We start from the raw sequence: 12,563 nt of genomic DNA on the forward strand, positions 1-12,563 counted from the left end.
ACGTGCGCACAATCCTCACGAGACCGTGATGTCCCGGACCGCCCGGTACCCCGGACTGTCGTGGATACTGAGCGAAGGTTTAAGGTTCGGCTGCCTGCTGCCCTGCAACCCTCGAGCGGGCCGGACCAGAAGCGACAGCGCGGTGTGCGACGAGGTCGGGAAGGGCTTCCGCCACACGACGCTTTTGGGGGGCTAGGACCTATGGACCCGAACAACCCGGGACCCGAGGAGTACGGCCAGGAAGGTGGGGGCACCTCCCGGTCATGGGGGTCCCCCCGCTCGAGCGAAGCCGAGAGCGGGGGAGGATCCGAGGCCGGGGCAGGCCCCGCGCCGCGCCAGCGTCCGCCCCGGGAATCCCTCACCTCCGACTTCGGACAGCACGCGCCCGGGCCCGCCCGCACGGTGCGGCTCGTCTCCGGCGACTTCCTGCTGACCGTCAACCCCGTCGACGGCAGCGAGATCGAGCCCTGCCCGCCCGCCGAGCGGCCGGCCCGCCCCGCGAAGCTCACCGAGGCCGAGCGCGCCGAGGTGGAGCGGGCCGCCAGGCCGCCCGTCCCGCCGGGGCCCGCGCAGCTCCCGCTGCCGCTGCTGGCCCGTGAGGACGAGCGCGAGAAGCTGGTCCGGCTGCTGGCCCGCGGCCGTTCCGTACGCCTCACCGGCCCCGCCGGCTCCGGCCGCACCCGGCTCCTCGACATCGTCGCCGAGGACTGCGCGGACCTCGCCCCCGACGGCGTCGTCCGCCTGAACGGCCACCGCCGCTCCGCCGAGGACCTGCTGCACGACCTCTTCCACGCCGTCCACGACGCCCCGCTGCACCGCCCGGACCGGGACGAACTCGCCGACCACGTCCGCGAGATCGGCGCCGTCGTCGTCCTCGACGACCTGGAGTTCGGCGGCGCCGCCCTCGACGAGCTGCTGGACGCCACCCCCGAGTGCGCCTTCCTGCTCGGCGCCACCCCGGACGTGCCCGAGCCGTCCGCCGACGCCGGCCTCGAGGAGGTCGTCCTCCCCGGTCTCGACCGCGCGGCCGGCCTCGACCTCCTCGAGCACGCCGTCGGCCGGAGCCTCACCGAGGACGAGTCGAACTGGGCCGGGGACCTCTGGTTCGAGTCCGAGGGCCTGCCGCTGCGCTTCGTCCAGGCCGGCGCCCTGCTGCGGCAGCGCGACCGGCTGCGGGCCGGCGCCGACGCCGTCGAGGAGTTCGGCGTCTTCGAGGACGTACGGCCCGACGAGGCCGCCCACGGCCCCGCGGACGGCGACGAGGTGCCGCTGCCCTCGCTCGGCGAGGCCGCCGCCCCCGCCCCGCTGCTCGCCTCCCGGCTCAGCGCCTCCGCCCGCGCCACCCTGCGGTTCGCCGTCGCGCTCGGCGGCGAGGTGCCCCACCAGGCGCACCTGCCCGCCCTGGTGGGCGACACCCACGCCGACGCCGCCCTCGGCGAGCTGGCCGCCTGCGGACTGGTCTCCCCGGTCGGCTCCCGCTACCGGCTCGCCGCCGGGGTGCCGGCCCAGCTGGAGGCCGCCGGATACGCCGACGAGGCCGAGGAGCAGGTCCGCGCCGCCGCCCAGCACTACGCCTGGTGGACCGGACACCCCTCGGTCGACCCGGAGCGGGTCTGTGCCGAGGCCGACACGGTGCTCGCCGCGCTCGCCGTGCCGTCCCCGCTCGCCACGGAGACCACCGAGGGCGAGCAGAGCACGGTCGTGCGGCTGGCCCGTACCGCCGCGCCCGCGTTCGCCTCGGGCCTGCACTGGAGCGCCTGGGAGAAGACGCTGCGGGCCGGTGCGGAGGCCGCCAGGCTCGCGGGGGACGTGGCGGAAGAGGCCTACTTCCACCACGAGCTCGGCGTCCACGCGCTGTGCGCCGGACAGTTCGACCGGGCGCGCGCCGAACTGGAGGCGTCCATCGGGCTGCGCGGCGCCCTCGCCGACAAGCGCGGCACCGTCGCCGGACGCAGGGCGCTGGCCCTGGTCGCCGACCGCTCCGGAACCCCGCTGACGATCGTGCCGACCGTGGCGGAGGAGGTGCCCGAGGCCCGTTACGAGGAGTCGGCCGCACCGCCGCGCAGGGTGCCGACGGCCTTCCCGGAGCTCCAGCCGCCCGCCGACACCGCCCTGGTCGTCCACCGCGCGGTGCCGTCGCCGTCCGCGCCGCCGGCCAAGCCGGGCGGCGGTCTCAAGGCACTGGCCAAGCGCAACCTGGTGGCGGCCGGCGCGGGCGCGCTGCTCGTCGCCGTGCTGGGCACGGTGGTCACCCTGGGCGCCACGTCGGAGAACGACACCGGCACCCCGTCCGAGAACGTCGGCGTCAACCCCTCCGCCAGCCAGGGCGTCGACGACGGCAGCCTCGGCGCCGATCCGGCGGCCGGGGACGAGGGCGACACCGGCGAGGCCACCAGCCGGCCGACCGACCCGGGCCCGGACGGCACCCCGGGCACCTCCGACGACCCGACGCCCACGGCCGGTGAGTCGGGGGAGCCGTCGGACGGACCGAGCGGGACGGAGAATCCGGACGATCCGACGGATTCCCCCTCGAAGCCGTCGTCCGAGCCGGGGACGCCCACGGAGCCGGAGACACCGACGGAGCCGGAGACGCCCACGGAGCCGGAGACGCCCACGGAGCCGGAGACGCCCACGGAGCCGGAGACGCCGACGGAGCCGGAGACGCCGACGGAGCCGGAGACGCCCACGGGGCCGGAGACCACGGCGGGCGACACCGCGCCGTCGACCCCCGTGGAGACGAGCGCGAGCGCCCCGCAGAGCGGCGGGGCCGGCACGCCCGGCGGCCCGGTACAGGTGATCTGACCCGCGGACACCTCCGAGCACGGTCGAGGGCCGGGTTCCCGACGGAACCCGGCCCTCGACTCCCTGCCGGAGCGGTCAGAACAGCCGCAGCTTGTCGTCCTCGATGCCGCGCAGCGCGTCGTAGTCGAGGACCTGGCAGCCGATGCCCCGGTCGGTCGCGAGGACCCGGGCCTGCGGCTTGATCTCCTGCGCGGCGAAGACGCCCCGCACCGGGGCGAGATGGGGATCGCGGTTCAGCAGTTCCAGGTAGCGCGTGAGCTGCTCCACGCCGTCGATCTCGCCGCGCCGCTTGATCTCCACCGCGACCGTCCGCCCCTCGGCGTCCCGGCACAGGATGTCGACCGGGCCGATCGCCGTCATGTACTCGCGGCGGATGAGGGTGTACCCCTCGCCGAGGGTCTCGATGCGGTCGGCGAGCAGCTCCTGGAGGTGCGCTTCCACGCCGTCCTTGATCAGGCCGGGATCGACGCCCAGTTCGTGCGAGGAGTCGTGGAGGATCTCCTCCATCGTGATGATGAGCTTCTCGCCCGCCTTGTTGACGACGGTCCAGACGCCCTCCTCGTCGCCGGTTCCCTCCTTCAGCGTGCAGGGGGGCGACATCCAGTTCAGGGGCTTGTAGGCCCGGTCGTCGGCGTGGATCGAGACGCTGCCGTCCGCCTTGACCAGGATGAGACGGGGTGCCGACGGCAGGTGCGCGGTGAGCCGCCCGGCGTAGTCCACGGAGCAGCGGGCAATGACGAGACGCATGGTCGGCAACGCTACTCGACCGGCCCGCCCCGACGCGATTCGTCGTCACACACGCCCCTCGGGGCCCACGAGGCGCGTCCTGAATCTCCGGGAAAACGCGTGTTTCGGCGGTGGCCGATTACCGGCCCACAGGAAGTTCCGCATCCGGGCATTCGCCTGGTGCCGCCCCCGCCCGTTGCTTACGGTATTGAACGGGAGGTCGCGAACTGTGTACGCAGCGTGTCTGATATCGCGCACTCCCTTATCTGTCAGGCAACCCCTGATCGTTGGGGGTGCGAGAGGAGAACCCATGTCGCTCGACGTCTCACCGGCCCTACTCGAACAGGCCGAGCGAGGCGAGGTCGACGAAGCTGAATTCGTCGACTGCGTCCGGACCTCCCTGCCCTTCGCGTGGGAGATGATCAGCTCCCTGGTGGCCCAGCTGAAGGTGGACGGCGGAGCCTTCGCCGACAACCAGACGCCCCCGCCGGACGAGCAGGCACGCGGTCAGCTGCTGCGTGCGCTCGCGAGTGACGCGATACGCGGGGCGCTGCAACGCCACTTCGGTGTACGGCTGGCCTTCCAGAACTGCCACCGGGTGGCCGTGTTCCCGCTTGACTCCTCGGTCGACGAGAGGCTGGCCCGCTTCACCTCGGTGCGCGGTCAGATACTGAACCAGTCGCCGGAACTGCGCGACTGCTGACGCGTTCCACCGTTCGCTTGCCGCTCCGTACGCGGGGGAGGTGCAGTCGTACCGGGGCGGCAAGCCCGTGTGAACCCCGTTCGTTCAGCCGAGTCGGGGGAGTACCTCGGCTCCGAGCCGCCGCACGTTCTCCTCGGTCGCCGCCAGGTCGCCGGAGCCCTCGACGAGCAGGGCGAAGCGGGAGATGCCGGTCCGCTCGCTGGTCGCGGCGAGCCGGTCGGCGCACAGCCGCGGCGGGCCCACCGGGTGCAGCCCGCAGAGGAGTTCGGTGTACGCCAGCGGGTCGCGCATCCGCCGCTGCCGCCCGTCCACCGTGACATGGGCCTCGAGCCCCTGTTCCAGCCAGCCGGGCATCGCCTTCATCAGGGTCTCCGCCGCGTCCGCGCGCCGGTCCGCGATCTGGCAGACGCCGGCCGAGACATGGGCCGCGCGGTGGACCTCCCGGGCCGGCCGCCCGCAGGCGCGCGCGTGCTGCCGCCACAGGGCGACCATCTCGGCCTTCTCCTCGTCCCCGATGTGCATGCCGAGCAGCATCGGCAGCCCGCGCTCGGCGGCCAGCCGTACGCCCGCCGGGGAGGTGCAGGCGACCACGACCTCGGGCCCCTCCGTCTCGTCCAGGGCCTCCGACGGGCGGGGGACGACGGGCACCTCGCGGAAGCGGTACCGCTCGCCGTCGGCCCCGACGGACGGTTCGCGCAGCCAGCGCACCAGCAGATCGAGTGATTCCGGGAACCCCTTCTCGTACGCCTGCAGTCCGGCCCCGAACACCTCCAGGTCGACCCACGGTCCGCCGCGCCCGAGACCCAGCGAGAACCGGCCGCCGCTCGTGATGTGCAGCAGCGCGGCCTGTTCGCCGAGGGCGACCGGATGCACGGTGGGCAGCACGCTGACCGCCGTGCCGACCCGGAGCCGGCGGGTGCGGCCGAGCAGCAACGCGGCCAGGGTGACGGCCGACGGGCAGGTTCCGTAGGGCACGAAGTGGTGCTCGGCCAGCCAGACCGTGTCGAGCCCCGCCTCCTCGGCGACCTCGGCCGAGCGGACCGCGCGGTGCAGCGCCTCTCCCTCGCCCTGCCCGGGGAACTGGGCGGCCAACACGAAACTTCCAACGCGCATTGCTTTCCTGCTTCCTTGGCCCCGACGCGGAGCTCCCCCGCAGGGCATAACCGCCTGACACGTGCCGAGGACACGGCCGGGCGGGGGACTTTGCGGATTGTCTGCAGAATCGGCCGCTCAGGAGGGGCGTCGCAACGTCACGGAGGGGACCTGTGGCGATCGGTGCCCTACGCGTACCCCCGCGCGCGCCGCGTAGGCTGGACCCGGCCCCAGCATCCTGTATAGCCCCGTGAGGTGTCCCGTGTCCCCGCGTCGTAACCGACCCAAGGGAGCCGGTTCGTCCGGCCGGAGCGCCGAGGACGACCGCTCCGGCCGCTACGGCGGCTGGCAGTCCGCGGAGAGCTGGCGGGGGGAGGAGTGGAACGTGCGGCACGTGGCGGGCGCCAGCGCCCAGGGCAAGGCCTACCGGTGCCCCGGCTGCGACCAGTTGATCCCGGACGGGGTGCCGCACGTGGTGGCCTGGCCCGAGCACGCGGGCGTCGACGACCGCCGGCACTGGCACAAGGCGTGCTGGAACGCGAAGGACCGCCGCACCACGCGGGTGCAGCGGTCCCGTAACGCGCCGAGGTTCTGAACCCCGTCACACGTCCCGCTTCTGCAGCAGGGCGAAGGCGCCGCCGAGCGCGGCGGCCGCGGCGACCAGCATGACCCACAGCGGGTCCCAGCCCGAAGGGCCGGACTCGCTCAGCGAGTTGGCGTAGAAGATGCTCATCTGGTTCGGGATGGAGTACTCGAACAGCGCCTCCCGCACGTCCGCCAGCGAGGACGAGAACATGAACAGCGCGATCACCAGCGGGGCGAGCACGGCGCCGATCATGAGGGTGATGGCGCCCGCCGAGTGCCGGATGACCGAGCCGATCGCCAGCGACAGCGTGCCGAGCAGCGCCACGTACAGCGAGACGCCGACCGTGCCCTTCAGCCACTCCTCGCCGCTGGGGTCCTTCGCGTTGTGCCCCTCCAGCAGCGCCACGTGCAGGAAGCCGGTCAGCGTCGCGCACACCAGGGTCACCACGAAGGCGAGCAGGAAGAACACCAGGGCCTTCGCCAGGAGCACCCGTCCGCGCGAGGGGCAGGCGACCATCGTGGTGCGGATCATGCCGGTGCCGTACTCCGACGCCGTGGTCAGCACGCCCAGCGTGATGACGCACATGCTGCCGAGCAGCAGTCCGAAGAAGCCGAGGGACAGCGGGCTCTCGCCGCCCATGTCGGCCTCGGCGCTGGAGACCACCAGGCCGGTCAGCAGGCCGATGCCGACCACGAGCAGCACGAACACGCCCAGCGTCCACATGGTCGAGCGCACGGACCTGATCTTCGTCCACTCGGAGGCGAGCGCGTGCCCGAGGTGCGTGCGGACCACGGGGATCGGCGAGGTGTAGGTGGGGTACGGGGAGCCGGGCGCCGCCTGCCAGTCGGGTGCGGCGGTCTGCGGCATCGGGGGCGGGGGCGTGCTCATCGGGCGTCCTCGGGCTTGGTCAGGTCGGCTGCGGGAGCGGTCGGGGGCACGGCGGGTGCGGCGGGCGGCGCCGCCGGAGCCGGGCCGGACGGCGGCTGGGGGGCCTGCGGGGCGGGCTGTGCGTACGGGTTGGGCGTGGGGGCTCCAGGGGCGCCCGGAGCGCCGTAGGGGCCCGCGGGCCCGCCCTGCGGCGCGGCGAAGGGCTGCCCGCCCTGCTGGGGCGGCGGCGGGGCGTACCAGCCGGGCTGGCCCTGCCCCGGAACCGGCACCGGCGGCTGCGCGCCGGGTTCCAGCGGCTGCTGGAGCCCGGCCTTCTGGTCGGTGGTCGAGCGGTAGTCGACGGCGCCCTGCGTCATCCGCATGTACGCCTCCTCCAGCGAGGCCTGGTGCGGCGACAGCTCCCACAGCCGTACGTCGGCGTCGTGGGCGATGTCGCTGATGCGCGGCAGCGCCAGCCCCGTCACCCGCAGCGCGCCGTCCTGCTCGGGCAGCACGTGGCCGCCGGCCTCGGTGATCGCGGCGGACAGCTTCTCGCGCTGCTGCGGCTCGGTGTCGGGCGTGCGCACGCGCGCGAAGTCGGCGGAGTTGGCGGAGATGAAGTCCGTCACGCTCATGTCGGCGAGCAGCTGTCCGCGCCCGATGACGATGAGGTGGTCGGCGGTCAGCGCCATCTCGCTCATCAGGTGGGAGGAGACGAAGACCGTACGGCCCTCGGCGGCCAGCGCCTTCATCAGGTTGCGCACCCAGAGGATGCCCTCGGGGTCGAGGCCGTTGACCGGCTCGTCGAACAGCAGCACCTGGGGGTCGCCGAGCAGCGCGGCGGCGATGCCGAGCCGTTGGCCCATGCCCAGCGAGAAGCCCTTGGACCGCCTGCGCGCCACGTCGTGCAGGCCCACCACGCCCAGCACCTCGTCCACGCGCCGGGCCGGGATGCCCGACAGCTGGGCCAGGCTCAGCAGGTGGCTGCGCGCGGACCGGCCGCCGTGCACCGCCTTCGCGTCCAGCAGCGCGCCGACCTGACGGGGGGCGTTGGGCAGCCTGCGGTACGGGTAGCCGCCGATCGTGACCTGTCCCGAGGTGGGGTTGTCCAGGCCGAGGATCATCCGCATGGTCGTCGACTTGCCCGAGCCGTTGGGGCCCAGGAACCCGGTGACGGCGCCGGGACGCACCTGGAAGGAAAGGTTGTACACAGCGGTCTTGTCGCCGTACCGCTTGGTCAGGCCGACTGCCTCGATCATGCTCCGCACCCATCGGAAGGTTCAGGACAGCGGGGCACACGCCCCCGTAAGGGTTAGGAGCTTATCGAGGCACTGACGGTTCCGCTCAAGCCGAGGTAAAAACCGGTCCCGCATGATCATTTACTGCGCGTCGCGCCGCTTCAGCAGGACGTAGCCGCCGACGACCGCCGCGAGCACCCAGAGCGCCATGATCCCCAGGCCGCCCCAGGGCCCGTACGGGACGTCGTCGTCGGGGGGCACCACCACCTGCATGATCCTGCTGCCCGCCTGGTCCGGCAGGAACCGGCCGACCTTCTCCGTGGCGTCGACGTTGCCGAGGATGTTGGAGATGAGGAAGAAGAACGGCATCAGGATGCCCAGGGACAGCATGGGGGAGCGCAGCATCGCGGCGACGCCCATCGAGAACAGCGCGATCAGCGTCATGTAGAGGCCGCCGCCGATGACCGCCCGCAGCACGCCGTCGTCCCCGATCGACGCCTTGTACTCGCCGAGCATCGCCTGGCCCAGGAAGAAGGCGGCGAAGCCGGTGGCCATGGAGACGACGAAGGCGAGGGCGGTGGCCACCGCCAGCTTGCTCAGCAGGAACGTGCCGCGCCGGGGGACGGCCGCCAGCGAGGCGCGGATCATGCCGGTGCTGTACTCGTTCGACACCACCAGCACCCCGAACACGATCATCGCGAGCTGGCCGAGGCTCATCCCGGCGAAGCTGATGAACGTCGGGTCGAAGGAGAGCCGGTCCCGCGCGCCCAGGGCCTCGTACTCGTTCTTCGACAGCGCCGAGATCAGCATGCCGAGCGCGATGGTGACGACCACCGCCAGGGAGAGCGTCCACACGGTGGACGCCACCGACCGGATCTTGGTCCACTCCGACCGGACGACCTGCGTCGCCGCCATGCTCAGCCCTTCTTCCAGTCGTCGCCCCACCGCTGCGGCGGGGCGGCGGCGCCGGTGTGCGCGTGGTACTCCACCGACTCCGCGGTCAGCCGCATGAACGCCTCCTCCAGGGAGGCCTGCTGCGGGCTCAGTTCGTGCAGCACCAGCCGGTGCCGGGCCGCCAGCTCCCCGATGTACTCGGCCTTGGAGCCGTCCACCTCCAGCGCCCCGTCGCCGCTCTCCACGGCGGTGATCCCGGCCTGGTGCAGCACGTCGAGCAGCCGCTCGCGCTGCGGACCGCGGATACGGACGTACGAGCGGGAGTTGCGCTCGATGAACTCGGCCATGGAGGTGTCGGCGAGCAGCCGGCCCTGGCCGATGACGACGAGGTGGTCGGCGGTCAGCGCCATCTCGCTCATCAGGTGGGAGGAGACGAAGACCGTGCGGCCCTGGGCGGCGAGCGATTTCATCAGCGTGCGGATCCAGTGGATGCCCTCGGGGTCGAGGCCGTTGACCGGTTCGTCGAACATCAGGATCCGCGGATCGCCGAGCAGCGCCGCCGCGATGCCGAGCCGCTGGCCCATGCCGAGCGAGAACCCCTTGGCCTTCTTCCGCGCCACCGCGGTCAGCCCGACCGTGTCCAGCACCTCGTGCACCCGCCGCCGCGGGAGGCCGTTGCTCTGCGCGAGGCACAGCAGGTGGTGGTAGGCGCTGCGGCCCGGGTGCACGCCCTTGGCCTCCAGCAGGGCGCCGATGCACGTCAGCGGGTCCTCGAGCCGGTCGTAGTGCGTGCCGTCGACGCGCACGTCCCCGGCGGTCGGGTGGTCCAGCCCCAGGATCATCCGCATGGTGGTCGACTTGCCGGCGCCGTTCGGACCGAGGAAGCCCGTGACGACGCCCGGCCGGACGGTGAAGGTCAGGTCCTTGACCGCCACCTTCTCGCCGTACCGCTTGGTCAGCCCCTCGAGCTCGATCATGCGGCCACGCTAGAACGGGACAAGGCCCCCTGCCACCTCCTTGGGTTCTAACGGTCCTCGCAACACCCGCGATCTGTGGGAGTTGCGAGGACCGTGGTCGTTGGGCGCGATGATCTTGCGGGGCTGCGGGAGCGTTTTCTTGCGCGGCTGGATGCCGTGGGGAACGTGACCGTGGTGGCGCGTGAGCTGGGGGTGAACCGGAACACTGCTTTCAGCTGGGCCCGGAAAGCTGGACGGAGCTCGGTTCGTCTGCCGCGCCGGCATCCCGGGCGGGACGAGTACGAGCGGCTTCGGGCCGCCGGTGTCGCACGCCGGGTCGCGGCCCGGCAGGTCGGCGTGAACGAGCGCACGGCCAAGGACTGGGACTGGGGCGTCAAGAAGAGCGGCACCACACGCACCTACGCCGACGGCCGCCGCGTCGACTACGCGGCGGGGACCGTCACGATGTCCGTTGTGACCACGCCACCGGTGGGCCTGACGGCCCTGGAAAAGCAGCTCCACCCGCGGTTCCTGACGCTCGCCGAGCGCGAGAAGATCCGCGATCTCCATGCGGCGGGCCACTCGCTGCGGGCGATCGGACGAGCCCTGGGACGGCCGGCGAGCACGGTCAAGCGGGAGATCGACGCGAACTCGGGCAGCGAGGGCTACCAGCCCTACGCCGCCCACCGCGCGGCCGCCGCCCGCAGGCCCCGGCCCAAGGAACGCAAACTGCTGCGCGAGGGACGGCTGCGCCGCTTCGTCCAGGACGGACTGCGCAGGCGGTGGTCACCGGAGCAGATCTGCCACGCTCTACTGAGAGAACATCCCGACGACGAGAGCATGCGGGTGAGCGTGGAGACGGTCTACCAGGCGCTGTATTTCCAGGCCCGTGGCGGCCTGAAACGGGAGGTGCAGGCGGCCGTCCGTTCCGGGCGGACCCGCCGCAAACCACGCCGGGACCCCCAGCGGCGCACCCCACGGTTCACCGACCCGATGGTGATGATCAGCGACCGCCCCGCCGACATCGAGGACCGGGCCGTGCCCGGTCACTGGGAAGGCGACCTGATCATCGGCCAGGGCGGCCGCTCCGCGATCGCCACCCTGGTCGAGCGCAGCACCCGCTACACCATGCTGGTCCACCTGCCGGGCGGAGCCCACGACGCCGAGACCGTCCGCGACGGCCTCGTCGCCACGATCCAGACCCTGCCCGCCCACCTGCGCGGTTCCCTCACCTGGGACCAGGGCAGCGAGATGGCACGCCACAAGCAGTTCAGCATGGCCACCGGCATGCCCGTCTACTTCTGCGACCCCGCATCGCCCTGGCAACGCGGCTCGAACGAGAACACCAACGGACTGCTGCGGCAGTACTTCCCCAAGGGCACCGACCTGAGCGTCCACAGCCCCGAAGACCTCGAACACGTCGCCCAGGAACTCAACGGCCGCCCACGCAAGACGCTCGGCTGGGATACCCCAGCCGAGCGTCTACGTGATCTACTCACCACCTAAAACCAAGTGGTGTTGCGACGATCCCTTGAACCCAAGCTCAGCGGCAGGGGGCCTCGCCGATCCTTCGGCCGGTGTTACCGGGACTGCTGGGCCGGGACCCCGCGGGAGATCGACTCGTCCTCGGTGGAGGGCGTACCGGTCGCGGCCACCGCGGCGCCCGTGAGCGTGGCGAGCATCTCGCGGACGTTCGTCAGCTGGGCGTTGATCGAGTCGCGGCGGTTGGTCAGCGCCGCCAGCTCGCGCTCGGACTCCGAACGGATCCGGTCGGCCTTGGCGTTGGCGTCGGCCACGATGTCCTCGGCCTGGCGCTGGGCCGTCTCCACGGTCTGGCGGGCCCGGCGCTCGGCGTCGGTGCGCAGCTTCTCGGCCTCCAGCCGCAGCTGCTCCGCCCGGTGCTCGATCTCCGCGAGACGCTTCTCGGCCTTCTGCTGGCGCGAGGCCAGGTCGCGCTCGGACTGCTCACGCCGCTTGGCGAGGTTCGTCTCGAAGTCGGCGGCGGCCTGCGCGGCCTTGGCACGGGTCTCCTCGAAGAGGGCGTCCGCCTCCTCCCGCTTGGACTGCGCGTCCCGCTGCGCCTCGGAACGCAGCTGGGCGGCGTCGCCCTGGGCCTTCTCGACGATCCGCGCGCCCTCGTCCTCCGCCTTCGACTTGCGCTCGGCGGCGTACGACTCGGCGTCGTTGCGCACCTGCTGGGCGGCCGACTCGGCGAGCTCGCGGTGCTGCTCCGCCGCGCGCCGGGCCTCCTCGCGCAGGTCCTTCGCCTCCTCCTCGGCGAGGCGGAGGATCTTCTCCACGCGCGCACCGAGACCCGCGTACGACGGCTCGGCGTCGTTGATCTGGGCCTGGGCGTTCTGTGTCTCGAGGTGGAGCTCTTCGATGCGCTTTTCCAGAGCGGTGATGCGGGCGAGAGCGCTGTCACGGTCGGAGACGAGCTTGGAGATACGTTCGTCCACCTGAGCGCGGTCGTACCCACGCCGCACAAGCTCGAAGCCGTAGGGGGAAGTGTCGCTCATGGGGTTCCTGTCGAATGAGACCGGTGAGGTGATAGGTGGAATCCTAGGGGCCGAAGCGCTGTGTCATCGAGCGGATGCACGTTTGATACGGAGAATGACACCCCTTTTGAGTGGCTCGCCGTCGGAAGACTTGCCAAAGGCATGATCAAAGCCCTCACCGCACAAAGGATTTCGCCCGCT

Annotated in this window: 11 protein-coding genes; 4 read left to right on the forward strand and 7 right to left on the reverse strand. The window is 72.2% G+C overall.

Annotated elements, in window-relative coordinates; translation table 11 throughout:
- Window positions 1-201 precede the first annotated feature (201 nt).
- A complete protein-coding gene (locus ACZ8ZB_RS23450; RefSeq protein WP_470739617.1) occupies window positions 202-2,802 on the forward strand; it encodes an ATP-binding protein in 2,601 nt (866 codons plus the stop codon).
- Window positions 2,803-2,877: 75 nt separating this feature from the next.
- Here the strand turns inward: ACZ8ZB_RS23450 and nucS are convergent, their stop codons facing one another.
- A complete protein-coding gene (nucS, locus tag ACZ8ZB_RS23455; RefSeq protein WP_381223702.1) occupies window positions 2,878-3,549 on the reverse strand; it encodes an endonuclease NucS in 672 nt (223 codons plus the stop codon).
- 289 nt (window positions 3,550-3,838) lie between these two features.
- Between nucS and ACZ8ZB_RS23460 the strand changes: the two genes are divergently transcribed.
- On the forward strand, window positions 3,839-4,231 hold the full coding sequence (locus ACZ8ZB_RS23460) for an SCO5389 family protein (protein WP_470739618.1): 393 nt from the start codon (window positions 3,839-3,841) through the stop codon (window positions 4,229-4,231).
- 84 nt (window positions 4,232-4,315) lie between these two features.
- On the opposite strand, the gene ACZ8ZB_RS23465 is transcribed toward ACZ8ZB_RS23460, so the two are convergent.
- Window positions 4,316-5,344 carry an LLM class flavin-dependent oxidoreductase gene (locus tag ACZ8ZB_RS23465; protein WP_470739619.1) on the reverse strand — a complete coding sequence of 343 codons (1,029 nt, stop codon included), beginning with the start codon at window positions 5,342-5,344 and terminating at the stop codon, window positions 4,316-4,318.
- A 241-nt stretch (window positions 5,345-5,585) separates the two neighbouring features.
- On the opposite strand from ACZ8ZB_RS23465, the gene ACZ8ZB_RS23470 reads away from it, so the two are divergent.
- Window positions 5,586-5,918, forward strand: coding sequence for an ATP/GTP-binding protein (locus ACZ8ZB_RS23470; protein WP_470739620.1), 333 nt, complete (start codon window positions 5,586-5,588; stop codon window positions 5,916-5,918).
- A gap of 6 nt (window positions 5,919-5,924) precedes the next feature.
- Here ACZ8ZB_RS23470 and ACZ8ZB_RS23475 read toward each other — a convergent pair whose 3' ends face one another.
- The 4 genes from ACZ8ZB_RS23475 to ACZ8ZB_RS23490 all read right to left on the reverse strand — a co-directional run bounded on the left by ACZ8ZB_RS23475 (window position 5,925) and on the right by ACZ8ZB_RS23490 (window position 9,885).
- Window positions 5,925-6,797 (reverse strand): ABC transporter permease, encoded by an 873-nt coding sequence (locus ACZ8ZB_RS23475; RefSeq protein WP_470739621.1) that lies wholly within the window; start codon window positions 6,795-6,797, stop codon window positions 5,925-5,927.
- Window positions 6,794-8,035 (reverse strand): ABC transporter ATP-binding protein, encoded by a 1,242-nt coding sequence (locus tag ACZ8ZB_RS23480; RefSeq protein WP_470739622.1) that lies wholly within the window; start codon window positions 8,033-8,035, stop codon window positions 6,794-6,796. Before ACZ8ZB_RS23480 ends, ACZ8ZB_RS23475 begins: the two co-directional genes overlap by 4 nt.
- Before the next feature lie 120 nt (window positions 8,036-8,155).
- Entirely contained in the window at window positions 8,156-8,929 is a 774-nt protein-coding gene (locus tag ACZ8ZB_RS23485; protein WP_470739623.1) for an ABC transporter permease, read from the reverse strand.
- Between the two features lie 2 nt (window positions 8,930-8,931).
- Window positions 8,932-9,885, reverse strand: a complete 954-nt coding sequence (locus ACZ8ZB_RS23490) for an ABC transporter ATP-binding protein (RefSeq protein ID WP_470739624.1) — start codon at window positions 9,883-9,885, stop codon at window positions 8,932-8,934.
- Window positions 9,886-10,134: 249 nt separating this feature from the next.
- On the opposite strand from ACZ8ZB_RS23490, the gene ACZ8ZB_RS23495 reads away from it, so the two are divergent.
- Window positions 10,135-11,370: an IS30 family transposase gene (locus ACZ8ZB_RS23495; RefSeq protein WP_470741562.1), complete on the forward strand. Its 1,236-nt coding sequence runs from the start codon at window positions 10,135-10,137 to the stop codon at window positions 11,368-11,370.
- 74 nt (window positions 11,371-11,444) lie between these two features.
- Here ACZ8ZB_RS23495 and ACZ8ZB_RS23500 read toward each other — a convergent pair whose 3' ends face one another.
- A complete protein-coding gene (locus tag ACZ8ZB_RS23500; protein ID WP_470739625.1) occupies window positions 11,445-12,383 on the reverse strand; it encodes a cellulose-binding protein in 939 nt (312 codons plus the stop codon).
- Window positions 12,384-12,563: the final 180 nt, after the last annotated feature.

This window comes from Streptomyces sp. 12E, assembly GCF_055633275.1.